26 protein-coding genes are annotated in these 26309 nt (G+C 40.9%); 22 read left to right on the top strand and 4 right to left on the bottom strand.

The genetic code is table 11. From position 1 onward, the window contains the following. The first annotated feature begins 166 nt into the window (after positions 1-166). The 13 genes from HMPREF2637_RS08465 (at position 167) to copZ (ending at position 13901) form a co-directional block, all read left to right on the top strand. The gene (locus HMPREF2637_RS08465) at positions 167-2515 is read left to right on the top strand and encodes a cation-translocating P-type ATPase (protein WP_064524253.1); all 2349 of its coding nucleotides are present in this window, start codon (positions 167-169) and stop codon (positions 2513-2515) included. A gap of 93 nt (positions 2516-2608) precedes the next feature. Next, positions 2609-2959, top strand: a complete 351-nt coding sequence (locus tag HMPREF2637_RS08460) for a PBECR3 domain-containing polyvalent protein (protein WP_064524251.1) — start codon at positions 2609-2611, stop codon at positions 2957-2959. A 578-nt stretch (positions 2960-3537) separates the two neighbouring features. Next, complete coding sequence (locus HMPREF2637_RS08455) at positions 3538-3816, top strand: chorismate mutase (RefSeq protein ID WP_064525621.1); 279 nt, start codon at positions 3538-3540, stop codon at positions 3814-3816. Positions 3817-3895: 79 nt separating this feature from the next. Beyond that, positions 3896-5251 (top strand): anthranilate synthase component I, encoded by a 1356-nt coding sequence (gene trpE, locus HMPREF2637_RS08450; protein WP_002884468.1) that lies wholly within the window; start codon positions 3896-3898, stop codon positions 5249-5251. Further along, positions 5248-5814: an aminodeoxychorismate/anthranilate synthase component II gene (locus HMPREF2637_RS08445; protein WP_064524249.1), complete on the top strand. Its 567-nt coding sequence runs from the start codon at positions 5248-5250 to the stop codon at positions 5812-5814. Before trpE ends, HMPREF2637_RS08445 begins: the two co-directional genes overlap by 4 nt. Positions 5815-5904: 90 nt before the next feature. Beyond that, positions 5905-6909 carry an anthranilate phosphoribosyltransferase gene (gene trpD / locus HMPREF2637_RS08440; protein WP_064524247.1) on the top strand — a complete coding sequence of 335 codons (1005 nt, stop codon included), beginning with the start codon at positions 5905-5907 and terminating at the stop codon, positions 6907-6909. Next, positions 6906-7673, top strand: a complete 768-nt coding sequence (trpC, locus tag HMPREF2637_RS08435) for an indole-3-glycerol phosphate synthase TrpC (RefSeq protein ID WP_064524245.1) — start codon at positions 6906-6908, stop codon at positions 7671-7673. Before trpD ends, trpC begins: the two co-directional genes overlap by 4 nt. Beyond that, entirely contained in the window at positions 7660-8241 is a 582-nt protein-coding gene (locus HMPREF2637_RS08430; RefSeq protein ID WP_064524243.1) for a phosphoribosylanthranilate isomerase, read from the top strand. The genes trpC and HMPREF2637_RS08430 overlap by 14 nt, the downstream gene beginning before the upstream one ends. After that, entirely contained in the window at positions 8238-9446 is a 1209-nt protein-coding gene (gene trpB, locus HMPREF2637_RS08425; protein ID WP_064524242.1) for a tryptophan synthase subunit beta, read from the top strand. Before HMPREF2637_RS08430 ends, trpB begins: the two co-directional genes overlap by 4 nt. 3 nt (positions 9447-9449) lie before the next feature. Next, a complete protein-coding gene (gene trpA, locus HMPREF2637_RS08420; protein WP_064524240.1) occupies positions 9450-10232 on the top strand; it encodes a tryptophan synthase subunit alpha in 783 nt (260 codons plus the stop codon). Positions 10233-10960: 728 nt separating this feature from the next. Beyond that, positions 10961-11392, top strand: a complete 432-nt coding sequence (locus HMPREF2637_RS08415) for a CopY/TcrY family copper transport repressor (RefSeq protein WP_064524238.1) — start codon at positions 10961-10963, stop codon at positions 11390-11392. 3 nt (positions 11393-11395) lie between these two features. Further along, positions 11396-13624, top strand: a complete 2229-nt coding sequence (locus HMPREF2637_RS08410; RefSeq protein WP_070839939.1) for a heavy metal translocating P-type ATPase — start codon at positions 11396-11398, stop codon at positions 13622-13624. A 73-nt stretch (positions 13625-13697) separates the two neighbouring features. Further along, entirely contained in the window at positions 13698-13901 is a 204-nt protein-coding gene (copZ, locus tag HMPREF2637_RS08405; protein WP_002891592.1) for a copper chaperone CopZ, read from the top strand. Positions 13902-14222: 321 nt separating this feature from the next. Here copZ and HMPREF2637_RS08400 read toward each other — a convergent pair whose 3' ends face one another. Then, positions 14223-14792: a TetR/AcrR family transcriptional regulator gene (locus HMPREF2637_RS08400; protein WP_037598378.1), complete on the bottom strand. Its 570-nt coding sequence runs from the start codon at positions 14790-14792 to the stop codon at positions 14223-14225. 228 nt (positions 14793-15020) lie between these two features. Between HMPREF2637_RS08400 and HMPREF2637_RS08395 the strand changes: the two genes are divergently transcribed. The 7 genes from HMPREF2637_RS08395 (at position 15021) to HMPREF2637_RS08365 (ending at position 21653) form a co-directional block, all read left to right on the top strand. Next, on the top strand, positions 15021-15755 hold the full coding sequence (locus HMPREF2637_RS08395; RefSeq protein WP_045771964.1) for an ABC transporter ATP-binding protein: 735 nt from the start codon (positions 15021-15023) through the stop codon (positions 15753-15755). A 6-nt stretch (positions 15756-15761) separates the two neighbouring features. Further along, a complete protein-coding gene (locus HMPREF2637_RS08390) occupies positions 15762-17105 on the top strand; it encodes a hypothetical protein (RefSeq protein WP_064524232.1) in 1344 nt (447 codons plus the stop codon). Positions 17106-17309: 204 nt separating this feature from the next. After that, positions 17310-18356: a D-alanine--D-alanine ligase gene (locus HMPREF2637_RS08385; protein ID WP_064524230.1), complete on the top strand. Its 1047-nt coding sequence runs from the start codon at positions 17310-17312 to the stop codon at positions 18354-18356. Between the two features lie 322 nt (positions 18357-18678). After that, positions 18679-19359, top strand: a complete 681-nt coding sequence (locus HMPREF2637_RS08380) for an amino acid ABC transporter permease (RefSeq protein ID WP_064524228.1) — start codon at positions 18679-18681, stop codon at positions 19357-19359. Then, positions 19319-19996 carry an amino acid ABC transporter permease gene (locus HMPREF2637_RS08375; RefSeq protein ID WP_002891585.1) on the top strand — a complete coding sequence of 226 codons (678 nt, stop codon included), beginning with the start codon at positions 19319-19321 and terminating at the stop codon, positions 19994-19996. Before HMPREF2637_RS08380 ends, HMPREF2637_RS08375 begins: the two co-directional genes overlap by 41 nt. A 1-nt stretch (position 19997) precedes the next feature. After that, complete coding sequence (locus HMPREF2637_RS08370) at positions 19998-20756, top strand: amino acid ABC transporter ATP-binding protein (protein WP_037599210.1); 759 nt, start codon at positions 19998-20000, stop codon at positions 20754-20756. Between the two features lie 42 nt (positions 20757-20798). After that, positions 20799-21653, top strand: a complete 855-nt coding sequence (locus tag HMPREF2637_RS08365; protein WP_002891583.1) for a cysteine ABC transporter substrate-binding protein — start codon at positions 20799-20801, stop codon at positions 21651-21653. A 99-nt stretch (positions 21654-21752) separates the two neighbouring features. On the opposite strand, the gene HMPREF2637_RS08360 is transcribed toward HMPREF2637_RS08365, so the two are convergent. The 3 genes from HMPREF2637_RS08360 to HMPREF2637_RS08350 are packed head-to-tail and all read right to left on the bottom strand — an operon-like array spanning position 21753 to position 23815. Further along, the gene (locus tag HMPREF2637_RS08360) at positions 21753-22454 is read right to left on the bottom strand and encodes a hypothetical protein (protein WP_002891582.1); all 702 of its coding nucleotides are present in this window, start codon (positions 22452-22454) and stop codon (positions 21753-21755) included. Then, positions 22423-23151, bottom strand: a complete 729-nt coding sequence (locus HMPREF2637_RS08355) for a hypothetical protein (protein WP_070839936.1) — start codon at positions 23149-23151, stop codon at positions 22423-22425. The genes HMPREF2637_RS08360 and HMPREF2637_RS08355 overlap by 32 nt, the downstream gene beginning before the upstream one ends. Continuing rightward, the gene (locus tag HMPREF2637_RS08350) at positions 23120-23815 is read right to left on the bottom strand and encodes a hypothetical protein (protein ID WP_083320409.1); all 696 of its coding nucleotides are present in this window, start codon (positions 23813-23815) and stop codon (positions 23120-23122) included. Before HMPREF2637_RS08350 ends, HMPREF2637_RS08355 begins: the two co-directional genes overlap by 32 nt. Positions 23816-23957: 142 nt before the next feature. Between HMPREF2637_RS08350 and murF the strand changes: the two genes are divergently transcribed. Both murF and HMPREF2637_RS08340 read left to right on the top strand, forming a co-directional pair. Next, positions 23958-25331, top strand: a complete 1374-nt coding sequence (murF, locus tag HMPREF2637_RS08345) for a UDP-N-acetylmuramoyl-tripeptide--D-alanyl-D-alanine ligase (protein ID WP_070839933.1) — start codon at positions 23958-23960, stop codon at positions 25329-25331. Between the two features lie 89 nt (positions 25332-25420). Beyond that, positions 25421-26086, top strand: coding sequence for a YwaF family protein (locus HMPREF2637_RS08340; protein ID WP_070839930.1), 666 nt, complete (start codon positions 25421-25423; stop codon positions 26084-26086). Positions 26087-26309: the final 223 nt, after the last annotated feature.

The raw sequence follows: 26309 nt of genomic DNA, 5'->3' as shown, positions 1-26309 counted from the left end.
TTTAATTTATCAAAGTAGGTTTAATTAGAGAATATAATTCTGCAGAATATTTTTGTTGGTTTTATTGGCCTGGATGACATAGTGGAAAAAGCGTGAGGGTTAATAGGTTTATTTCCTTGGTATTCATGACGGCTAACCTTTGAAAACACCTCATTTTTATGCTACTATGAAAGTTATGAAAAAACAGTTACAAGGCTTGACGCAGGTGGAGGTCAAGCGGCGGATAGATGCCGGTAAAACAAATCATTTTAAAGCAAAAACTGGCTCCAGCAATTGGGAGATTTTTAGGCGTAATGTCTTCAACTCCTTTAATGTGCTCAATTTTGCAATCTTTGTGGCCTTGATTGCTGTTCAGGCTTGGTCTAATCTTTTTTTCTTTGGGATTATTGTGCTTAATGCCTTTACGGGGATGATGACGGAGTTGCGTGCCCGTCGCATGATTGATAAGCTCAATCTCATGAATAAGGATCAGATTCGTGTGGTGCGTGATGGACAGCTTGTTTCTATTGATCCTAAGGACATTGTCTTGGATGATGTCATGCTCTTGTCTGCGGGTGAACAGGTTCCTAGTGATGCCGTGGTTGTTGATGGGATAGCCGAGCTTAACGAGGCCATGCTGACTGGTGAGAGTGATCACATTCTAAAGAAAGATGGGAAGGAGTTGCTCTCTGGTTCTTATCTTGTGAGTGGTCAGGTCTATGCCAGAGTCATTCATGTAGCCGAGGACAATTACGCCAACAAGCTCATGCTAGAGGCTAAGACTCATAAGCCAATCGTGTCCCGTATTCTTTATAATATGGACAAGATTGCTAAGTTTACGGGAAAGATTGTCATACCGTTTGGGCTTGCGCTCTTTTTTGAGGCTTACTTGATTAAACAGCTCTCCCTTCAAGAGTCGGTAGTTACCAGTTCGACAGCCCTTCTGGGAATGTTGCCTAAGGGAATTGCCCTTTTGACTATTACATCTCTTTTGACGGCTGTCATTAAACTTGGGATGAAACATATCCTGGTGCAAGAGATGTACTCTGTTGAAACCTTGGCCCGTGTAGACGTGCTTTGTTTAGATAAGACAGGGACGATTACACAAGGAAAGATGACAGTTAAAGGTCTGGAACTACTGTCAGAGCGTTTTACGAAAGAGGAGTTGGAGCGTTTGCTTGCGGCTTATATGCAACATAGCAAGGATAAAAATGCAACAGCTCAGGCTATTCGAAATGCTTATGAGGGTCTGGAACATCATTATCAGGTAGGTGATGTTATTCCATTTTCAAGCGATCGTAAATGGGGTGCTGTGAGCGTTAATGGGCTTGGAACTCTCTTTTTGGGAGCACCTGAGATGCTTCTTAAGGAAAATCCCAAAGCAGTCGATCAGGCTCAGGCACGAGGGTCTCGTGTTTTGATTTTGGCTTGGAGTCAGTCAGGTGTTGATACAGAGACCATGACTTTGCCGAATGACGTCGAGGCTTTGACTTTACTTGAAATTGCCGATCCTATTCGTGAGGATGCTGCAGAAACTCTGGAATACCTGCGTTCAGAAGATGTGACGCTTAAGATTATTTCTGGTGACAATCCAGTGACGGTTTCTCATATTGCTCATCAAGCTGGTTTTGCCGACTATCAAAGCTATATTGACTGTTCTAAGGTCAGCGATGAGGAGTTGGAGGCTTTGGCTGAGGATACTGCGATTTTTGGCCGTGTATCTCCGCACCAGAAAAAGTTGTTAATCCAAACCCTTAATGCCAATGGGCATACGACAGCTATGACTGGTGATGGTGTCAATGATATCTTGGCACTGCGTGAAGCGGATTGTTCGATTGTTATGGCAGAGGGAGATCCTGCAACACGTCAGATTGCCAACTTGGTGCTTATGGATTCTGAGTTTAAGGACATTCCTGAAATTCTATTTGAGGGACGCCGTGTGGTTAATAATATTGCCCACATTGCACCGATTTTCCTCATTAAAACTGTTTATTCCTTCCTTTTGGGGCTTATCTGTATTGCCAGTATTGTTTTTGGTAAGGCAGAGTACCTCTTGGTCTTCCCTTTTATTCAAGTTCAGATGACTTTGGCAGGTCAATTTATCGAAGGTTTTCCACCATTTATTCTAACCTTCGAACGTAATATTCGTCCTGTTGAGAAACATTTCCTCAGACGTTCGCTCCAGTTGTCTATTCCTAATGCCTTGATGCTGGTTATCAGTGTTCTTATTTTCCATCTGTCTCAGGTCTATCTTGGCATGAGCAATACGGATATGCTGACGCTGTCTTACTATATGATGGGATCAACGGGTGTCCTTGCCGTTATTCGTGCTTGTATTCCGTTGAATAAGGGGCGTGTGGCCTTGATTATCTACTCAGTCTTTGGCTTCTTGATTAGCTCTTACTATCTTCGAGATGTGATTGAGATTTCGACACTTAATAGCTATACCTTACCAATCTATCTGGTCGCAATGGCTATCTGTACACCACTTTTCTTCTGGATTAGCTATAAACAAGGTGCTTTCCAAAAAGCATAAAGCAAAACTCGAGCTTGGTAACAGGCTTGAGTTTTTTGATACCTAAACAGTAGGAAAAGCCTTGATGTGTATGAGGTATGGTACAATAGAAGCATGAAAATAGTAGGTCACTTGACGCCAAAAATCATTAAAACTTTTGATTTGGACTACAAGCCTGGTGAAGAAATCACGCTGTCTGCACAACGTAAGAAGCATATGGAAAAACATCGCCAGGAATTCAGTGATTTTGATGCTACCTATGAACGGATTCCAGAGATTATTGCTCATCCGGACTATATTGGGCACCATCCTAATGGTCAGTCCTTGGAGTACATCAAACGTATTGATGGTAATGTTTTGGTAGCGGTCAGATTATGTGATAAACTTAATGTCCGTACCATGTTTGTGATTAAAGATTCTAAGCTGAAAAACTATCTAAATGCTGGTAGAGCTAAGAAAATGTGATATAATATAGTTAAGAAGTAACAACGAGGGCGGAAGAGGCAGCCGCCGCACCTTCGGGTCTGAAAGAGATGCAGGACTGTCACCCTGCCGTTGTTTATCAACCCAAGAAGTCCCTTTCGGGGGCTTTTTTATTTTGTGTAGCTTAGGGACAAGACTATCTCACTTTCTGGATTAGGTATAAACGAATCCTATAGGAGAAGAATTGTCAAAATTAACAGAAAATTCTTGACATCCCTCTAAAAAGGAGTACAATAGTTAGTAAATCAGAAAGTAACTGGTCTTAGATTTTCAGGGAGCCTGCGGTGATTGTGAGTAGGTAATCGAGATGAGCGAACATTGGGCTGATTGGATGATAATGAGAAGGTAATACATATTCTTCTCGGTTGGCACCCCTTACCGTGCAACTCCTTGTTAGAGGAGATAGAGATGATGGTCGTTTTTTTGGAGACCATTAACTGAGGTGGTACCGTGTTAAACTAGATTTAATGCCCTCACAGAGTTTTTCTCTGTGAGGTTTTTTGTTTACTTTTATCTTTAAAGAAGTGTTATTTCATTATTCAATGAAAGGTTGGGTATTTATGGATGCATTAAGCGATATTCGAATGGATATTGATAATATTGACAGACAGTTGCTTCGGCTACTGGCCCAACGTCAAATACTTGTGGAAAAGGCAGGACGTCTTAAACCCAAGGGAGACAAGGTTGCTGTCCAGGCTAGAGATCGTGTTGCCCAAGTGATAGCAAACCGTCGTAAGGAGGCACTAGAGCTTGGCTTATCTCCAGATGTGACTGAAAGTGTTTGGAGAAGCATGATTAAAGCATTTATTGCTTTGGAAGAGAAAGTGAACAAAGAATAATAATGGTGCCGATATATCCTATAAAGGAGTCCTGTATCAGTCTTATTACTCTCGATAAACCAGTTTGAAAGGAAATATTATGAGAAAAATTTTACCAGCCGATACCTTAACACCAATCTTGGCTTATATGCGTGTTCAGGGGGAACACAAGGTTATCCTTGAATCTATTCCTCGTGAGAAGGAAAATGCACGTTTTTCTATTGTTGCCTACAATCCGGTCTTTGAAGTAACCTTCAAGGATGGTGTTCTTTATGAAAATGGTAAGGCGATTGATCAAGATCCTTTCGAATACTTGGACCAAGTAACAGTCAAGGGCATCAAGTCTGACCTACCTTTCGCAGGTGGTGCTATCGGGTTTGCAGGCTATGATATGATTGGTCTGTATGAAAATATCGGTGAGATTCCTGAAGACACGATTGGGACACCTGATATGCATTTCTTCATCTACGAGTCTTATTTGATTTTTGACCACAAGAAGGAAAAGGTCTATGTGGTTGAGGACAATATCTACTCTGGTCGTGACAACGATGCGGTGCGTCAAGCTCTTGGTCAGGTGGTAACCAACCTCCAGACTCAGGCGCCAAACGAGTTTACGCCTCAAGCCTTGCAAGCCTTGCAATTTTCAAATCATATCGAAAAAGAAGTCTTCATGGACATGGTGGCTAAGGCCAAGAAACTCATTCGTGAGGGAGATATGTTCCAATGTGTGCTTAGCCAACGCTTTTCAGCGGACTTTGAGGGAGATCCTTTAGATTACTACCGTAACTTGCGTGTGACCAACCCATCAAACTATCTTTATTTCTACGATTTTGGAGATTATCAGGTGATTGGTGCTAGCCCAGAGAGTTTGGTTTCAGTGAAAAATGGAGAGGTGGTAACCAATCCGATTGCTGGAACTCGCCCTCGTGGTACCAATGAGGCGGAAGACGCTGCTTTGGCAGATGAACTCTCACATGATGTCAAAGAAACTGCGGAACACCGTATGTTGGTTGACTTGGGACGTAATGATATTGGTAAGATTGCTAAAAATGGTACGGTCAAGGTGACCAAGTATATGGAGGTTGAGTATTTCCGCTATGTGATGCACCTTACCAGTGTGGTTAAGGGGCAACTCTTGCCGGAATTGACAGCACTTGATGCGCTTAAATCAACCCTACCAGCTGGAACCGTATCAGGAGCACCTAAGATTCGTGCCATGCGCCGTATCTATGAGCTTGAGCAGGAAAAACGTGGTATTTATGCGGGAGCTATTGGTTATCTGTCTGCGACAGGAGATATGGACTTTGCCATTGCCATCCGTACAATGATTCTCAAAAATCAAAAAGCTTATGTTCAAGCAGGTGCAGGTGTTGTTTACGATAGTGTTCCTGAAAATGAATTTTACGAAACGATTAACAAGGCGAAAGCTATGACAAGAATAGGAGATGCCCAATGATTTTATTAGTTGATAACTATGATTCTTTTACCTATAATTTGGCACAATACCTAGGGACATTTACAGAGGTAAAGGTCTTGCGTAACGATGATGAGACTCTCTATGAAGAGGCAGAAAAAGCTGACGGGCTAGTCTTTTCACCGGGTCCAGGTTGGCCAGCTGATGCGGGTAAAATGGAAGCCTTGATTAAGGATTTCGCTGGTAAAAAACCGATGATGGGAATTTGCTTGGGGCACCAGGCTATTGCGGAAACTTTTGGTGGTAAACTTGGTTTGGCTAAGAATGTCATGCATGGCAAACAAAGCAATATTACTTTTGAAACGCCATCGCCAATTTTCAAGGATATTGACAATGATGTCCCAATCATGCGTTACCATTCCATCGTTGTTGACCAAATGCCAGAGGGCTTTGATGTGACAGCTATCACAACTGATGATCAAGAAATCATGGCCATTCAACATAAGGAGCTACCAATTTATGGTTTGCAATATCACCCAGAAAGCATCGGAAGTCCAGATGGGCTCAAGATGGTTGAAAATTTCGTGAAAATTATTGCAGACTAGTTAGACAGTCTTTTGGCTAAATTGGTCTACGCTCAAAACATCTCCTCGTGCATCAGAAAACTTTGAACCGTTTTTAAAAGGAAAACAGATATGAAAGAAATATTCCTACAAATCTCAAACCGACAAGACTTGTCTCAAGACCAAGTCCAAGCAGTCTTTGACCGCATTCTCAAAAATGAAGTCTCAGAAAGCCAAATCGCTGCCTTCCTTATGGGGCTAAAAACTAAGGGAGAAACAGCAGATGAAATCACAGGTATCGTGCGTGCCCTCAAATCACATGCGACGGTCTTGCCTGAGACCTTCACAGATGCTATGTGTAACTGTGGAACTGGTGGGGACCAGTCTTATAGCTTTAACATTTCAACAACGGTTTGCTTTGTCTTAGCAGCAGGTGGTATTCGTATGGCCAAGGCTGGTAACCGTTCGATTTCCTCTAAATCTGGTTCGGCAGATGTCCTTGAAGCCCTTGGAATCAACGTTTCGGCGTCACCAGAAACCCTATCTAAAGCACTTGATGAGGTTGGTTTGGCCTTTATCTTTGCCCAAACCATGCACCCAGCCATGCGTTTTATCGGTCCAGCTCGCCAAGCTCTTGGGATTCCAACGATTATGAACTTGGTCGGACCACTGGCTAATCCGCTTGACCTTGAGACACAACTTATGGGCCTCTACCGTGTGGAATTGCAAGAGATTGTTGCTAATGCTATCCAACAGTTGGGACGTAAACGTGCGGTTATTATCACAGGTCCTGACAATATGGACGAAGCTGCTCTCTATGGCACTAACACCTACACCCTTTTGGAAGATGGTCACATCAGCCAACACACTTTCACTTATGAAGATTTGGGTATGGAAAAGGTTGAGTTGTCTGATATCACAGGTGGTGATGCTAAGGAAAATGCAGAGATTCTCCTTAGTGTCTTGAAAAATGAAGCCAGTCCTTATCTTGAAACAACAGTGCTTAATGCAGGTCTTGGCTTCTTTGCCAATGGTAAGGTTGAGACCATTAAAGAAGGCGTTGAGCTTGCTCGCCAATTGATTGCGGACGGATCAGCCCTAGAGAAACTTCACCAACTCCAAGAGGTACAAGTATGAGTAAAGCCTTTCTCCCAACAATCTTAGAACAAAAAGAAAAAGAAGTGGCCCAGTTGGTCATGGAAGACTTGCAACCCTTGCGCCAGACCTATCGTCTTTATGAGTTTCTCAAGTCAAATCAAAACAAGCTACAAATTATTTCTGAAGTGAAAAAAGCTAGTCCAAGTATGGGTGATATTAACCTGGATGTGGATATTGTGGCTCAGGCCAAGACCTATGAGGAAAATGGGGCAGCCATGATTTCTGTTTTGACGGACGAGGTTTTCTTCAAGGGTGATATTTCCTATTTGAAAGAAATTTCGTCAGAGGTGGCTATTCCAACCTTGGCTAAGGACTTCATTATTGATGAGAAACAGATTGTGCGTAGCCGTAATGCGGGAGCGACAGTCATTCTCTTGATTGTAGCGGCCTTGCCAGAAGCTCGCCTCAAGGAGCTCTACGATTTTGCGACAAGCCTTGGCTTGGAAGTCTTGGTTGAAACGCATAATCTGCCAGAATTGGAAGTGGCTCATCGTATTGGTGCTGAGATTATCGGTGTTAACAACCGTAATTTGGTTACTTTTGAGACAGATATCAACACCAGTCTAGAGTTATCAACACATTTCAAGGACAAGCCTGTTTATATTTCTGAGTCGGCTATTTTTACAGGTCAGGATGCTGCCTTAGTTGCCCCATATTTTAATGGGATTCTAGTAGGAACTGCCCTTATGACAGCTGAAAATGTGGCTGAAAAGGTCAAGGAGTTGCAAATTGACAAAGGTTAAAATTTGTGGACTATCGACACCAGAAGCAGTAGCAACTGCAGTTGAAGCAGGGGCTGACTACATTGGTTTTGTGTTCGCCAAGAGCAAGCGTCAAGTGAGTCTTGAACAAGCTCACGAGCTGGCTAAAGGGGTGACAGGCCAGACAAAAATCGTCGGTGTCTTTGTTTCACCCAGTCTTGAAGAACTGGAAGAAGCAATCGGTAAGGTTCCCTTAGATATCGTTCAGATTCATGGAACTTTTGATGAAGACCTTATTCCAAAGATTTCAGTACCAGTTATTCGAGCTATTCAGATTTCGGATAGCGATTCTCAAGTCAAGAGCCAGGCGGATTATCTTCTCTTTGATGCTCCCATTGCTGGTAGTGGCCAGACCTTTGACTGGCAGCTTTTGGCTGACAAGCAGATTGAGCAGGACTATTTCATCGCTGGTGGCTTGACTGTGGACAATGTGGCAGAGGCCAAGGAAACTTTCCAGCCCTATGCCTTAGATGTGTCCTCAGGTGTCGAAACAGATGGTCACAAAGATTTAGATAAGATTAAAGCATTTATAGAAAGAGTGAAAGCATGACATATCAACAACCTGATGCAAAAGGATTTTACGGAAAATTCGGTGGTCAGTTCGTTCCAGAAACGCTGATGACAGCCGTTATTGAATTGGACAAGGCCTATCGTGAAGCCAAGGAAGATCCAAGTTTCCAAGCGGAATTGGATGATCTCCTCAAAAACTATGTGGGCCGTGAGACACCTCTTTACCACGCCAAACGTTTGACTGACCATATCGGTGGAGCGCAAATTTATCTTAAACGTGAGGACCTTAACCACACAGGTGCCCACAAGATTAACAATGCCCTTGGTCAAGTTTTGCTTGCCAAACGTATGGGCAAGAAGAAAATCATCGCCGAAACGGGTGCCGGTCAACACGGTGTTGCAACAGCGACAGCCGCAGCCCTTTTCGACATGGATTGTACAATCTATATGGGTGAAGAAGATGTTAAACGTCAAGCGCTTAACGTTTTCCGTATGGAATTGCTTGGTGCCAAGGTATTTAGCGTAACAGATGGTTCGCGCGTGCTTAAGGATGCTGTAAATGCAGCCCTTCGTGCTTGGGTTGCAGGTATCGAGGATACGCACTACATCATGGGATCTGCCCTTGGTCCTGCACCATTCCCAGAAATTGTTCGTGACTTCCAATCTGTCATCGGTCGTGAAGCTAAACACCAATATGCAGAGATTTCAGGTGGTAAATTACCTGATGCTGTAATGGCTTGTATCGGTGGTGGTTCAAATGCTATCGGTATGTTCTACCCATTTGTTAATGATAAATCAGTAGCCATGTATGGTGCTGAGGCTTCTGGTTTGGGTCTTGATACTGAAAAACACGCCGCAACCTTTGCCAAAGGCCGTCCAGGTATCCTTCACGGAGCGCTTATGGATGTCCTCCAAGATGCTCATGGACAAATCATGGAAGCCTTCTCTATCTCAGCTGGTCTGGACTACCCAGGGGTTGGTCCTGAGCACTGTTATTTCAACGAAATTGGACGTGCGACTTACGACTCTATTACAGATGAAGAAGCTCTTGAAGGCTTCAAACTTCTGTCACGTTTAGAAGGTATTATCCCTGCTCTTGAGTCTAGTCATGCCATTGCGCTTGCGCAAAAAGTGGCAGCTAAGATGTCGCCAGACCAAAGCCTCATCGTCTGCCTCTCAGGTCGTGGGGACAAGGACGTTATGCAGGTTAAAGAACGTTTCGAAGCTGAAGCAGAAGGGAAATAAACCATGACAAAAACACTAACAAAACACCTACAAGCTATCAAAGACAGTAAACGCGGCATTTTCGTACCTTATATCATGGCTGGTGACCACGCTAAAGGTTTAGACGGACTCTTTGAGACCATTGCTTTCTTGGAAAATAGTGGTGTCTCAGCTATTGAGGTGGGTATTCCATGGTCAGACCCTGTGGCCGATGGTCCCGTTATTGAATTAGCAGGACAACGTAGTTTGGCTAAAGATGTGACTTTGACAGCTATTATCAAGAAGCTTCAAGAACAAAAAACACAGGTGCCTTTGGTTATCATGACCTACATCAACCCAGTTTATCAATATGGTATCGAAGCCTTTGTTAAGGACTTGGCAGATACATCTGTCAAGGGGCTCATTATTCCTGATTTGCCAGACGAACACGCTGACTTTATCACCCCATATTTGAAAGACAGTGACATTGCTCTCGTGCCTTTGGTAAGCTTGACTACAGGTATTGACCGTCAGAAACAGTTGATTGATGGTGCAGAAGGCTTTATCTACGCCGTTGCCATCAATGGCGTTACTGGTAAGACTGGTAATTACCGTGATGACCTTGATAAACACTTGGCTAACTTGACTGCTCATGCTGACATTCCGGTTCTCACAGGTTTCGGTGTGTCAACAGAGGAAGACATCAAACGTTTTAACGCTGTGTCAGACGGTGTTATCGTAGGATCAAAAATCGTCCGTGACCTCCACGACGGTAAGGAAAAAGAAGTCGCTGAATTTGTTACATTCGGTTCACATTTTGAAAAATAGAAGATGCTACTCTCCAGAAATGGGGAGTATTTTTTATCAAAATCATTCTTTGGGACATTTGATTTTCTTAGTTATCAAGTTTATAATATGGGTGGATTGTAGCGAATTAAATTTATCTCTTGTTTTTATTTTCATCCCACTTATAGAAAGGAGGTAGACAAATGAAAGTATCATTGAGGGTAATACTAGGGGTCTGTTTCTTAATAGGAGCATTACTATTTTTCTATCGTGGAGAGAATCACTATGCACTGATTTTCCTTCTGGTTGGTGCCTTGTATCTTTATAAGGGCTTAAGCTGAGGGTTAAATCTCGTATCGAATGAATAAGCCTGTTTAGTGACATCTATGTCACTATTTTTTTCTTTTCGGAAAATATAGAATGATTTTATAACTAAAAAGAAAGGAAGAGAAGGCATCACAGAACATGATTAATCATATTTTTTCATTCTTTCTATCACACAAGAAAGCTCTAGCAATACTCTTTATGATTATTTGTTTGGCTTTTATTTACCCTGGCATGTTTAAATTTTTGTATGTTGAAGGCAGGGATTTTGGACGTAGCCTCGTCAACTCAATCTTATCTTAGTGAAGTTTAGCGCCTCTTAGGAGGTGTTTGTTTTTAAAAAATAAATCTACAAATGTAGACAAAAACTCTTGACAGACTTTCGCGATAGTGTTAAAATAAATCTACAAACGTAAACGAATAACAACATTCAGAAAGGAGCTATCATGCTGACAATTTCATCTGCGGAATGGGAAGTCATGCGAGTGCTCTGGGCCAAGGGGCAGGCGACTTCTTCAGAGATTATAGCGATTCTATCTAAGAAGCTAGACTGGTCGGCTTCGACAGTAAAGACCTTGATTGGACGTTTGGCGGACAAGGGTTATCTAACCAGTCAGCGTCAAGGACGAGGGTTTATCTATCAAGCTAGCTTGGGGGAAGATGAGGCGAATTTTCAGGCTTTAGAAGCTGTTTTTGACAAGATTTGTTTGACCAAACATAGCGATTTGTTGGGGCAACTCATGGAAAAGACGCCGATGACCCAAGCCGATGTGGATAAGTTACAGGCCTTGCTTTCAGCAAAAGAACCTGTGGATCAGGTGGTTTGTGACTGTGTGCCTGGCCAATGTGCTTGTGGGCATCATATGGAGGTGATATAGGAAATGGCAAAAGAAACCTTTGTGGTTAATGGGATGACCTGTGCATCCTGTGTAGCCAACGTAGAAAATGCTGTTAATAAGTTGGATGGTGTGGACAAGGCTGTGGTTAATCTGACCACGGAAAAAATGTCTGTGGATTATGCTGGGGATAAAGTTAGTCCAGAAGCTATTGAAAAGGCCGTGGCTGATGCCGGTTATGAAGCCGAAGTCTACAATCCAGATACAGCTAAAAGTCAGGAAGAACGTGAAGAAGACAAGATTCACAAGGTGCGTGAGCGCCTCATTTGGTCATCGGTCTTCACCATTCCTCTCTTTTATCTAGCTATGGGGCCAATGGTCGGTCTACCTGTGCCAAACTTCTTGTCTCCTCACCATGCAGCCTTGACTTATGCCTTGGTGCTGCTAGTCTTGACAGTTCCAGTCATGTGGTTGGGCCGTTCCTTCTATAGTAATGGTTTTCGTACTTTGGCCAAGGGTCATCCTAACATGGATGCCTTGGTAGCCTTAGCAACATCGGCAGCTTTTCTTTATAGTCTCTATGGTACTTACCATATTTCATTGGGGCATGCCCATCACGCCCACCAACTTTATTTTGAGTCAGTGGCTGTTATCTTGACCTTGATTACTCTAGGTAAGTACTTTGAAACCCTGTCTAAAGGTCGGACTTCAGAAGCTATCAAGAAACTCATGCACTTGTCAGCCAAGGAAGCAACTGTCCTTCGTGATGGTAAAGAAGTCAAGCTTCCTGTGGGTAAGGTTGTTCTTGGTGACCACATTGTGGTCAAACCTGGGGAAAAGATAGCTGTGGATGGCCAGGTGATTTCTGGTAGCTCTGCTATAGATGAGAGTATGCTTACAGGTGAGTCGCTTCCCATTGAAAAATCAGCTGGTAAACCAGTATTTGCAGGTTCTATTAATGGTCAAGGTAGTCTGATTTATGAGGCGGAAAAGATTGGTAAGGACACCTTGCTTTCCCAAATCATCAAATTGGTTGAGGATGCCCAACAAACTAAGGCACCGATTGCCAAGATTGCCGATCAGGTGTCAGCGGTCTTTGTTCCCGTTGTCATGGCTATCGCCCTTGTTTCAGGCCTCTTCTGGTACTTTGTCATGGGACAAACCTTTACCTTCGCTATGACTGTAGCAGTCAGCGTCTTGGTTATTGCTTGTCCATGTGCATTGGGACTTGCGACACCGACGGCCATCATGGTTGGTACAGGGCTTGGTGCTGAACACGGTATTCTCTACAAGCGTGGGGATGTGCTCGAGTTAGCTCACAAGGCTGATGTCCTCGTTTTTGACAAGACAGGAACCATTACTCAGGGGAAACCTCAGCTCGTTTCTAGCTATACTTATGGAGACAGCGGAGCAGCCTTGCAACTTTTGGCATCCTTGGAAGCCAAGTCTGAACACCCTTTGGGTCAAGCCATCCTTGTGGCAGCAGAAAATGCTAACTTGGACTTGTTGGAGATGGACAATTTCTCAAGTTTGACTGGACGAGGACTAACTGCCAGCTATGCAGGAAAAACTTATCTAGCTGGGAATCAAACCCTAATGACAGAGGAAAAAGTCGACTTGACTTCAGCACAAGCTGATTTCCAAAGCTTGACAGCCGATGGTCAGACTCCTATTTTTCTGGCTGAAGATAGTAAGTTAATCGGACTCTTTGGTGTAGCTGATCAGGTTAAAGCAGATAGTGCTGATATGGTGGCAGCCCTTCATCAAATGGGCAAGGAAGTCATCATGTTGACTGGTGATAATGACCAAACAGCTCAAGCCATCGCTCAAAAGGTTGGTATCAAGCGTGTTATCAGTCAAGTGCTTCCGCAAGAGAAATCTAGGGTGATTAGCGACCTTCAGGCAGAAGGAAAATCAGTCATCATGGTTGGTGATGGTATCAATGATGCCCCAGCCCTTGCGACTGCCGATATCGGTATTGCCATGGGTTCAGGGACAGATATTGCTATGGAAAGTGCCGATATGGTCCTTATGAAACCCAACCTCATGGATGTCGTTAAGGCTCTGAAAATTAGTCAGGCGACGATCACAACGATAAAAGAGAACCTCTTTTGGGCCTTTATCTACAATATCTTGTCTATCCCAGTAGCTATGGGTGTCCTCCACCTCTTTGGAGGTCCCCTTCTTGACCCAATGATAGCAGGACTTGCCATGAGCTTTAGCTCTGTTTCGGTCGTCCTTAATGCTCTGCGCCTCAAACGTCGCAAAGTCTAAGTGTCGATTGCTTGTGACCTCTGCGACTTAAGCTGTGTACTAAAAAATAATTAAAGAAAAGGAAGAAAGAAAAATGACAAAAACATATAACATCACAGGAATGAAATGCCAAGGCTGTGTCAACACCGTTACTGAAAAACTCTCTGCTGTCAAAGGCGTAGACAAGGTTCAAGTTGACCTCGAAAACAAACAAGTCACTATCGAAGGGAAACCTTGGAAATGGTCTCTCAAACGTGCCCTCAAAGGTACTAAGTTCGAGCTTGGTGACGAAATTTAAGACAGGAATGAAACAGCTATTAGGCTGTTTTTTTTGATTTTACAAAATTAACAGAATTTATTTTCATATAAAGATTTTTATTAAGTTAATACTTGTAAATATAGACTTTGTGTCTAGATAGATCTCTTAAAAATAGGTGTAAGTATTAGTCATGAAAGTGTTATTAGTAAATAGGGGTAAAATGATAAAACAAGATAACTCTGGGAAGCAAAAGAATATGAAAAAACAAACATCAAAATCGATGTTTGTTTTCACTCTATCCTGTTTTCACAGAGAGTTTTACATTAACTATTAATTAATAAAAAGAAAAATAATTTGTAATTATGAGTCATGTTTTATTGGACTTATGTGATTATTTAGAGGAGTATTTATTAATTCAATAAACTGTTTTGAAAAGACTTCTGGAGGGGAGGGAAAAGGTTCAGTAATCCAAGTTTCTATAATACTTAATACACAATTCACAATATAATTTGATAAAGCGTCGTTATGTAGAAACGAGTGACTTAAGTTAATAGGTGCATTTAGTAGCCAGCTGGAATATCTTTCTCGTAAATAATTTCGCCAATTAGGAATAGCAGATGTAGAGTAGATACAGCGGAGCCAATCTCTATATTTATATAATTCTGGAATAATAATTTTTGAAAAGAAAACTTCGATTGAAAGATTGTGTTCTTCGAACAGTAAAAAATGTTCATTTATAGTAGTATCTATGGATTTCATGATGAAATCTACTATTTCCTCATAGCTTTTGAAATGTTTTTGATATATTGCTTGTCTCGAAATCTTTGCCTCGTTAGCAATTTCAGTTATACTGAAACTTGAGCGTTCTGGATATCGTTCTGCTAGTTTGAAGAACGAGTTAATAATCTTCTCTTGAGTTCCTTTTACCATATTAAATCCTAAAAATTTACAAACTGTCAAAAAATTTATGTTTAAGTAATATTCTAAATAGAAAAAATATAATTTACAAGTCTAAAATGTTGATAATGTGTCAATTTTTTTGATACGAAGTTCAAGATTAACGATGAGTATTATCATGTATAATAGATAGGAGAGTAAATTAATCAAAATTCTTTCCCATTTTTTAAAAATAGTAAGTAGTGATATAGAAAGGAAAATATGAATACAGTTGCAGTAGAAGTAAAACACTTATCTAAGAAATTTCAAATTGATAAAAATAAAGACATTTCGGTTCTTAGAGACATTTCTTTCGAAGCGAACTATGGTGAGTTTGTTTCTATACTAGGAGTAAGTGGGTCTGGTAAGTCAACCTTGTTAAATTGTATATCGAGTTTATCAGCACCAACAGAGGGGGTTGTAAAGGTTAATAATTGTAATCCTTATCAATTAAAGAATAGTAGATTATCAAAATTTAGAAGAGAAGATATTAGTTTTATTTTTCAGTCTTATAACCTACTTCCAGCTCTTCCAGTTCTGGAGAATGTAGCTTTGCCTCTTAGATTGTCCCATAAAAAAGTATGTAGAGACGATATTCAGACATTGTTAGATAAGATGAATTTTAGAGCTGATTTGATGTCTTCAGTTTCTTCGTTATCTGGTGGAGAAAAACAGAAAGTAGCTATTGCAAGAGCGATTCTTTCAAAAACTCGTATCATATTTGCTGATGAACCAACAGGTGCATTGGATAGTACGTCAAGGAAGATTATTTTTGAGATGTTAGCTGATTTAGCCCAAGAGGGAAGATGTGTCATTATGGTGACCCATGATATTGAGTTAGCAAGTCAAACAGATAGGGCTCTAATCTTGAAAGATGGTAAAATCTATCAGGAATTGTTCAACCCCACAGCTGAAGCTCTTTATAAGGCATTAGAGATAGAAAATAGTGGGGGTTAACTTAAAATGTTCAAATTAATTTATTATCAATTTAAGTATTCAAAAAAACAGTGGCTTGGAATGTTCCCCCTATTTTTCGCTTCGAGTTTATTAGTTGGGATGTGTCTGTCTGTAGCATTTAGTACCATAAAGTATCAGCAAGTATTTCGAGATGTTGGGAGTCCGACCTTATTATTTGTAGGGCCAGTTCTTTTTGGAGGATTTACTTTATTATTTTTGGTTTCTGGTCTGATCCGACTATTTTTGAATTTAGCAAAAGAGGATTATCGCCAATGGTCAATAAATGGAGGAAGTCGAGTTCAGTTGTCGTTATTGATTAGCGGACAACTTACTATTTTTGCATTTTTAGTAAGTATAGTAGGAAGTTTTTTCTCAATTTTTTGTGCAAGATTTTATTACAGTTATGCGCAATATCTGGGTGGAGAAAAATTATTACCAACTATACCGATTGATTTCAGTATGTCAGCGTTCCTCTTGACCATACTTATAATTTGCCTACTTGCTTTCATAGGTAGCTTTCTTTACTTATATAAAATTCTAGGGAATGCAGTTTTGCTTGGTGATAGATTTGACTCTAAAAACCACTTTGTTGTTAAGATAATAAAGGTATTAGGCTTTGCTATTAGTTTAGGATTCTGGTTAAAATTGCTTATTCCATTCTTCACAGTATCTGTAAACAAGCCTAATGAAAACTTATTATTCAGATTGGATGACTCAATCTTACTTATCTTAGTTATGCATTTGTTTTTGTTGGCCTTCATTTCACCACATATTCAAATTTTTCTAACTAAAATTTTATTAGCTTGGCGTTCGTCTTATGGTTTTGTAATGGCAAAATGGATTATTCTGAAGGATAAAGAGTATTTAAAGTCATTAACAGTATCTATTTCGATAATAGCAATCTTAATATCAGAATTAATGATTTATTCTGACATTGCCTACTCAAATCTAGCAAAGAAAACAGCATCAGTTGAAATAAATGCTGTTCTACTATTTTTTGTAGTGGGACCATTAGTAGTTGTGATAGCCAATCTTATTTCTATTACCGTTCTTTCTTCAGTCAAAGAAAAAGAAGAGAATCTGCAATGGGAGAGAATTGGAATATCACATAAGCAGACTGTAACTATTAGATCTGTACAAGCAATAACATATGCAGTTATCATGCTTATTAGCACAGTCTTCTTCAATATTATTTTCTTCGTATTAATGCATAAAGAAGCTCTATTATTAGGGATCAAACAGATGAATTATGGAACTATTATTTATTATCCAATTATTATTTCTATAGTTATGTATTTGTTTGTTTTTATTACCAAAAGTTGGTTTGATGTTAAAAATAAAGCAAATTGATATATTATAGGGCTTTTGTAGTTCTTCTTTTTATGTATTTTATTTACTAGTATAAACAGGGTAAAATGGATGGGTAAAAGTACATTTACTCTGTTTTTTTCTGCCCATAATCTTTTTGAAAATCCCTCTCTTTTGTGATATGATTAAGGTAATTATGTTCTCAAAATTGAGACTAGAAAATCAAGAAAAGAAAACGGTATACCTATGTCTAAACAAACCCTTATCCTTCTCTACGGTGGACGTTCAGCAGAACGTGAAGTGTCTGTGCTCTCAGCTGAGAGTGTTATGCGTGCGGTGGATTACAGCGCATTTGAGGTTAAAACCTACTTTATCACTCAGTCTGGTGATTTTATCAAAACACAAGAATTTACAGAAACACCAGGTGATGACGAGAAGCTCATGACTAATGACACAGTAGTGGCTAGTCAGGCAATCAAACCAAGCGATATTTATGAGGAAGGCGCTGTGGTATTCCCTGTACTTCATGGTCCTATGGGTGAGGATGGTTCTATCCAAGGTTTCCTCGAAACCCTCAAGTTGCCATACGTTGGTACTAATGTATTGTCATCAAGTGTGGCTATGGACAAGATTATGACCAAGCATATTCTTGAAGTTGCAGGTGTCCCTCAGGTTGCCTACACAGTTTTCATCGAGGGTGAAGATTTGGAAGCGGCAGTAGCTGAGACGCTTGAAAAATTGACCTTCCCAGTGTTTGTCAAACCTGCTAACATGGGGTCATCTGTTGGGATTTCTAAAGCTGAAAATGAAACAGAGCTTCGTGCAGCGATTGATTTGGCTCTCAAATATGATAGCCGTATCTTGATTGAGCAAGGTGTGGTTGCCCGTGAAATCGAGGTTGGTATCCTTGGCAATACAAATGTCAAAACGACTGATCCAGGTGAAGTAGTCAAAGATGTGGCTTTCTATGACTATCAAGCCAAGTACATTGACAATAAGATTACCATGGACATCCCAGCTCACGTGCCTGCAGAAGTCATGACGCAAATGCGTGCCTATGCGGCTAAGGCCTTCCGTGCCCTAGGTGGTTGCGGTCTTGCCCGCTGTGATTTCTTCCTGACCGAGGATGGAGCCATCTACCTTAATGAGCTCAACACTATGCCAGGTTTCACCCAATGGTCAATGTACCCACTTCTTTGGGAAAATATGGGACTTTCTTATTCAGACCTTATCAAGGAATTGGTAGCCTTGGGACAAGAAATGTTCGACAAACGTGAAAGCCATTTGATTTAAGCACTATGATTTAGATGACAGACATCTTAGTCTCGGAGAAATCTCTGAGACTGAGGTGTTTTTTTCTTTACAGAAATCTAGATTTTATTTATATCGTTTCTTTATCACGCTGATAAAAAATACATATTATCCAAATAATCTAACAGGTGGTAGAATAAGTCTAACGTTTCAAATGAAATAGAGCAATTCATTCGTGTTTGATGAAGATTTGCGTATCGCAATGATTATCAGAGGCGAGTGAAATCAAAGGGCTAGAAGTAGATGGCAGTGAATGCTCACGGAATTTTACACGCCTTTTGTATCTTAAATGAGGAGGTAAGTTTTGGACTGGTCCATTGTTCAACAGTATTTGCCCTTTTATCAGAAGGCATTCTTTTTAACCTTACATATTGCCGTTCTGGGGATTCTTGGTTCCTTCCTTTTGGGCTTGGTGGTGAGTGTTATTCGTCATTACCGAGTGCCTGTTTTGAGTCAGCTCTCGACGACTTATATTGAGCTATCTCGTAATACGCCGCTCTTGATTCAGCTCTTCTTTCTCTACTTTGGCTTGCCTCGTATAGGTTTGGTTCTATCCTCAGAGGCTTGTGCTGTGGTAGGTTTGATTTTCTTGGGTGGTTCCTATATGGCGGAGTCCTTCCGAAGTGGTCTAGAGGCCGTTAGTCAGACCCAGCATGAAGTGGGCTTGTCTATTGGTTTGACGCCGTTCCAAGTCTTTCGCTATGTGGTCCTTCCTCAGGCAGTGGCTGTGGCGTTGCCGTCATTTAGTGCTAACGTCATCTTCCTTATCAAGGAAACGTCAGTATTCTCAGCTGTAGCCTTGGCGGATTTGATGTATGTGGCCAAGGATTTGATTGGTCTTTACTACGAAACCGATGTGGCTCTAGGTATGTTGGTGGTGGCTTATCTCTTGATGTTGCTGCCGATTTCTCTAGTCTTTAGTTGGATTGAAAGGAGGTTACGCTATGCAGGATTCGGGCTTTCAGGTTCTTCTTCAGGGGAATAATTTCCTACGTATCTTACAAGGTTTAGGCGTAACTATTGGAATTTCCATCGTTTCGGTGCTTCTGTCCCTTTTACTAGGAACCCTTTTTGGAATTGTCATGACTTCGAAATCTAAGATTGTACGTTTTTTGTCACGTATTTATCTGGAATTTATTCGTATCATGCCCCAGTTAGTCTTGCTCTTTATTGTTTATTTTGGTCTGGCTAGGAATTTTAACATCAATATCTCAGGCGAGCTATCGGCTATTATCGTCTTTACCCTTTGGGGAACGGCTGAGATGGGTGATTTGGTGCGTGGGTCAATCACGTCGCTACCTAGACACCAGTTTGAGAGCGGAAGGGCCCTTGGCTTGACCAATGGCCAACTCTATACCTATGTGATTATTCCGCAAGTCTTGCGTCGCTTGTTGCCTCAGGCTATTAACCTGGTGACACGTATGATTAAAACTACGTCCTTGGTGGTTTTGATTGGCGTAGTAGAGGTGACCAAGGTTGGTCAGCAGATTATCGACAGTAACCGCCTGACTATTCCAACAGCTTCTTTCTGGATTTATGGCACGATTTTGATTCTTTATTTTGCCATTTGTTACCCAGTATCTAAGCTGTCTACTTATCTTGAAAATCGTTGGAGGAATTAAGATGACAGAAAGCATTTTACAAATCAAGGATTTGAAAAAGTCCTTTGGGGACAATCAGATTCTCAAAGGCATCTCCTTGGATGTTAAACAAGGTGAAGTCGTTGTTATCCTGGGTTCCTCAGGTTGTGGGAAATCGACCTTGCTACGTTGTATCAATGGCTTAGAGACCATCCAAGGAGGCGATATTCTCCTGGATGGCAAGTCTATCACTGGTAGCAAGAAGGATTTTCACCTGATTCGTCAGAAAATCGGAATGGTCTTTCAAAGTTATGACCTCTTCCCGCATTTGGACATCCTGCAAAATCTGATTTTGGGGCCAGTCAAAGCTCAAGGACGTAACAAGGAAGAAGTCATAGCCGAGGCTGAGAAACTTTTGGATCGTGTGGGACTTCTTGACAAGAAACATAGCTTCGCACGACAACTGTCTGGTGGTCAAAAGCAGCGTGTAGCCATTGTCCGTTCTCTTCTCATGCATCCTGAAGTTATCCTCTTTGATGAAGTGACGGCGTCGCTTGACCCTGAGATGGTTCGTGAGGTCCTGGAACTAATCAATGACCTCGCTCAAGAAGGGCGCACCATGTTGATTGTAACCCATGAGCTTCAGTTTGCGCGTGCCATCGCTGACCGTATTATCTTTATGGATAAGGGTGTCATCGCTGAGGAAGGTACTGCTGAAGAATTTTTCAATCATCCAAAGACACAGCGAGCTCAAGAGTTCCTCAATGTGTTTGACTTCAGCCAGTTTGGTGCCTATTTGTAACCCATTGTTTTTAGTAAAAATATAATATTTTAGGAGATATTTATGAAATTAACAAAGAAAATTTTTGCCCTATTAGCCCTCGTCTTTGCCTTGGTGGCAGTGACTGCTTGCTCAAGTAACAGTAGCTCTGGTAAATCAACAGCCAAAGCACGTACCATCGAAGAAATTAAGAAGAGTGGTGAACTCCGTATCGCCGTCTTTGCGGACAAGAAACCTTTCGGTTATGTAGATAACAAGGGTGCTTACCAAGGTTACGATATTGAACTTGGTAACCGTTTGGCCAAAGATTTGGGTGTTAAACCTAAATACGTTTCAGTAGATGCGGCCAACCGTGCAGAATTCTTGATTTCAAACAAGGTAGATATTACCCTTGCTAACTTTACAGTAACTGATGAACGTAAGAAACAAGTGGACTTCGCTCTTCCTTATATGAAAGTCTCAATCGGTGTGGTGTCACCTAAAGACAAGGTCATTAAGGACGTTAAAGAGCTTGAAGGTAAGACTTTGATTGTTACTAAGGGAACAACTGCTGAAACTTACTTTGAAAAGAACTACCCAAATATCAAATTGCAAAAGTATGACCAATATAGCGACGCTTACCAAGCCCTCCTTGATGGTCGTGGCGATGCCTTCTCAACAGATAATACAGAAGTTCTTGCTTGGGCTCTAGAAAATAAAGGTTACGAAGTTGGAATCACATCGCTTGGTAACCCAGATACGATTGCCCCAGCCGTTCAAAAAGGTAACAAAGAACTCCTTGACTTTATCAATAAAGACATTAAGAAACTTGGCGAAGAGAATTTCTTCCACAAAGATTATGAAAAAACACTTCACCCAACTTACGGTGATGCAGCTAAAGCTGATGACCTCGTGGTTGAAGGTGGCGAAGTGAAATAAGACTAATTCCTCTCTAAGGGGAAGTCTTGCTTAACAAGAATAAAACAACCACTCCTGCTTATATCTAGTCTAGCTAGAAGCAGGAGTGGTTGTTTTGTTTTAGGGTGATTTTTTTCTCACCTTTTTGCTTTTTATGTTTCTCCACCCAATGACAATAGTTGACAAGAAAGCGGCTCCCACCATTCCCCAAAAAAGAAAAGCGTCAATATAATCAAAAAAAGTTTTGCGTTCACCATAGACCGAGGTAGAGCCATCTTTCCAAGTAATGGTTTTGTCCCTATCATCAATCCTTTTGTAGGACTCATCATTATAAGTCAAATAATGATCCTTCCGTACAGACATATTCAAATAGTTATAGCCGTTCTTTGTGGGAAGGTCTGAGACCAGACTTTCCTTGGCGTAAACTTCAATGTAGATGGTTCCATCTTTAAGACCTTTAATTTTCTGAGTTCGAGCATTTTTGATAAGAAGTTTTCCATCTTGTACAATCTCCCAATCGTACTTACGACTTCTTCCTCCTTCGTTATAGGAAATAGCAAGCTTGTGGTTTTCAGACTGCCATAGCCCGTAGATACTATTTTCACTGATACCATCATAAAAGAATCTAATATAGATGTTGACTATAGGTACCATGATTAGAAAACAAATACTCAAAATCTTGACTAAACGGTCTTTGAATTTACCCCAACGTGCTCGCCATCCAGTTTTATACTTTTGTGTTCTTCGATATTCATTTTGTGAATGGTCACTTATATTAATTTTCTGTCGGTCAGCGTATTTTCTCTTTAGTAGATGCCTCATTTAGCCTATTTTTCCTTTTTAGATTTCTTTTTATTCTCCAATCGACAAAAATGGCATACAAAATCATAGAACCAATAAATCCAAATATGATATAAGGTTCCAGACGATCAAACAAGGTTATTCGTTGACCATAAAGGGATTTTGAACCATCTTTCCAGGTAATGCTCTTGTCTTCATCATCAATCCGTTTGTAGGATTCGCCATCATAGGTCAGGTAATTGTCTTTACGGACATACATATTTAAATAGTTGTAGCCGTTCTTTGTGGGAAGGTCTGAAAACAGACTTTCCTTGGCATAAACTTCAATGTAGAGGGTCCCATCCTCTAAGCGTTTAATATCATCAACGCGTGCATCTTTAATGAGGATATTTCCATCTTGAACAATATCCCAATCACGCTTACTTCCCTTTGAACCATCTTCATATGATATGGCAAGCTGATGATTTTCAGATTGCCACAGACCGTAGATACCATCTTTAGAAACCCCATCATCAAAGAAAATACCATAAATAATGAGTATAGGTAAGAGGATTAGGAAACCTATCCCAAAAATGTTGGCTAAACGGTCTGTAAATTTATCCCAGCGTGCTCGCCATCCCGTTTTACGTTTTTGTTCTTTTCGATATGCTTTTTGTGACTGATACTTTCGATTGCGTTTCTTTCGGTCAGCGTATTTTCTGTTTGTTTGGTGTCTCATTGAGTTTTTCTCTCCTCTTTTGCCGAGCCTCTAAAATAACAAGAAAGAAGCCCAGTCCCAGAATTCCACGATAGATAGTTTGAACAATTGTAGATAGGTTGGCTTTCCGTTCACCATAAGGGCTAGTAGAACCATCTTTCCAAGTAATAGTCTTGTTTCCAGAATTGATACGCTTGTAGGACTCGCCATCATAAGTTAGGAGATTCCCTTTTCGTACATACATTTCCAAGTAATTGTAACCGCCTTTTTGAGGAAGTTTTGAGAGGATATTTTCTGGAGCATAGACCTCAATATGGAGTGTTCCGTCATTCATTTTTTTGATAGTACGAGTATCTGCAACATTGATTATCGTTTTGCCATCCTGGACGACTTGCCAATTCGTATCACCATGTCTACGGATGTGTTCATAGGAAATGGCTAGCGTGTGGTTTTCGGATTGCCAAAGTCCGTAGATATTGCTTTCATTGACCGTATAGTGCTTGTAATAATAAAAACCACCATACAGCAGTGCTAGCAGCACTAAGATAATCAATTCAGATGTTGGCTCTAGTGGGATTATCTTTCTCCAATCAAAGCGCCATCCTTTGGGTTCTTCAATACTTTGGCAGTCGCTATTTATATTTTCCTCTCCTTTAGAGAGGTTGATTAATTTTTTCTTTGTCATGCCTAATCCTTTCATCAACCATTGTAACAAATTCATCTCCCAAGCAAAAGCTAGCCTGATTTGTGATATAATTGGGAGTGATTGCGGGCAAGAAAATCTTATTTCTTGCCAGACTTGTAAAAATAAAACAGAGGATTTTAAGATGAAACTGACACTCCATGAAATTGCCAAGGTTGTTGGCGCTAAAAATGATGTCACAGCCTATGAAGATGTTGCCATTAACCAGATTGAGTTTGATAGCCGTAAGATTATAGCGGGCGACCTCTTTTTGCCGCTCAAAGGTGCGCGTGATGGACATGATTTTATCCAAACAGCCTTTGAAAATGGTGCTCTAGCGACATTCACAGAAAAAGAATTATCAGCTGATCAAGCCTATATCCTAGTTGATGATGCTCTTGAAGCCTTCCAAAAACTGGCTGCCTACTATCTTGAAAAGACTGGTGTTGACGTTGTTGCGGTGACTGGTTCTAACGGTAAGACAACGACCAAGGACATGATTCATGATATCTTGGCCACAACCTATCGTACTTACAAGACCCAAGGTAATTACAACAATGAGATTGGTCTTCCTTATACTGCCCTACACATGCCTGACGATACGGAGAAAATCGTCCTTGAGATGGGGCAAGACCACATGGGAGACATTCACCTCTTGTCAACCTTGGCGAAACCAAAAACAGCTGTTGTTACCTTAATCGGAGAGGCTCATTTGGAATTCTTTGGTAGCCGTGACAAGATTGCTCAAGGTAAAATGCAAATGCAAGACGGTATGCCTGATGGTAGCCTCTTGCTTGTACCTAGTGATCCTATCGTCGATCCATTCTTGCCAAGCAATCTTGAAGTGGTACGCTTTGGGGATGGTGCGGAGCTTACGGTCTCTGAGTTGACAGAGTTCAAAGACCACCTCACCTTCTCAACAAACTTCCTAGACGGACAAGTTACTTTGCCAGTCACTGGAAAATACAATGCCACAAATGCCATGGTTGCTGCCTATGTCGCTAAACACTTGGGTGTAACTGAGGAAAATATCCTCTCAGCTCTTGCTAACTTGCAGCTGACAAAGAACCGTACCGAATGGAAAAAAGCAGCCAATGGTGCTGATATTCTTTCCGACGTCTACAATGCTAATCCAACAGCTATGAAGCTCATTTTGGAGACCTTCTCAGCCATTCCTAAGAATGAAGGAGGCAAGAAAATTGCTGTCCTAGCTGATATGAAAGAACTCGGTGAACAGTCTGTGCAACTTCACACGCAGATGATACTAAGTCTGACACCAGATGCTATTGATACGGTGATTTTCTACGGTGAGGATATTGCAGAATTGTCGCAACTTGCTAGCCAAATGTTCCCTCTTGGTCATGTTTATTATTTCAAGAAGACAGCTGATGAAGACCAATTTGACGCTATGGTTAAGCAAATCAAAGAAAGCCTAGGCGAGTACGATCAAATCTTGCTCAAGGGCTCTAACTCTATGAACCTAGCCAAGGTCGTGGAAGAATTACAAGCTAAGAATTAAGTTCTCTAACCTGCTCTCTAAAGCAGGTTTTTGCTTTACCCTGAAATTTGATATAATAGCAGGCATAGTAATTTCAGCAGGAGAAGAGAATGAAGAATTTTTTGACAACCACCCAAACTCATCCACCTCAGATACCTTTGCCCTATTATTTACTTATGCTCTTGGCAATGGTGTTTTTGAGTTACTTGAGTTGGCGTTGGTATAAGAATAAGATATGGCGTTGGACCTTTCTCACTATCCAAGCCATTCAACTCTTTGCCCTCTATACTTGGTACCTCTGGCAGGGCTTTCCTCTTTATATTAGTCTGCCCCTTTACCATTGTCGCATGGCCATGTTTGCTGTTCTCCTCCTGAAAAATAGTAGAATAAAGAGCTATTTCGCTATTATGGGAGTTGTCGGGACTTACTGTGCATTGATTTATCCAGTATTTGATCCCTATGAGTTTCCTCATATCACAGGCTTTTCTTTCCTAATTGGCCACTATGCCCTACTGGTCAATAGCCTGAATGTAATTTTTAATAGTTATAAAACTCATCCAATCAGTAAGCGGCTGATTGTCGTGGCCACCTTATTACTGAATCTAGCTTTGGTAATAGTTAATCAGACTATTGGTGGAAACTATGGCATGCTTAAACACACACCATTTATTATGGGAGCTCCCTTATTTGTCAAATACCTTGCTGTTTCAGGGTCTCTGATTATTCTCATGATAATCATGAAAAAAGGTCTGGAGCATTTTGAAGAGAAATATTAAATAAATGAAGAAACACGCTATCAGAAAGTTGATAGCGTGCTTTGTCAATTTATTTGTTTTATTCTAGTTTTATTCTAACACAAAACGCTTTCAGAATTGCTTTCACACTGTAATTTGGATATAATAAAAGTGCTGTGCCTGCGAGAATTATCGCAAGCCTCGACAACAAATGTAGCTTTCAAAAGACAGAAATTTTCTGAAAGAAGTGCTACAACTATCTTAC

Source organism: Streptococcus sp. HMSC065H07, assembly GCF_001837325.1.
GTDB classification, from domain to species: Bacteria; Bacillota; Bacilli; order Lactobacillales; family Streptococcaceae; genus Streptococcus; species Streptococcus salivarius_H.
This window is presented reverse-complemented; position numbering and strand designations above follow the sequence as displayed.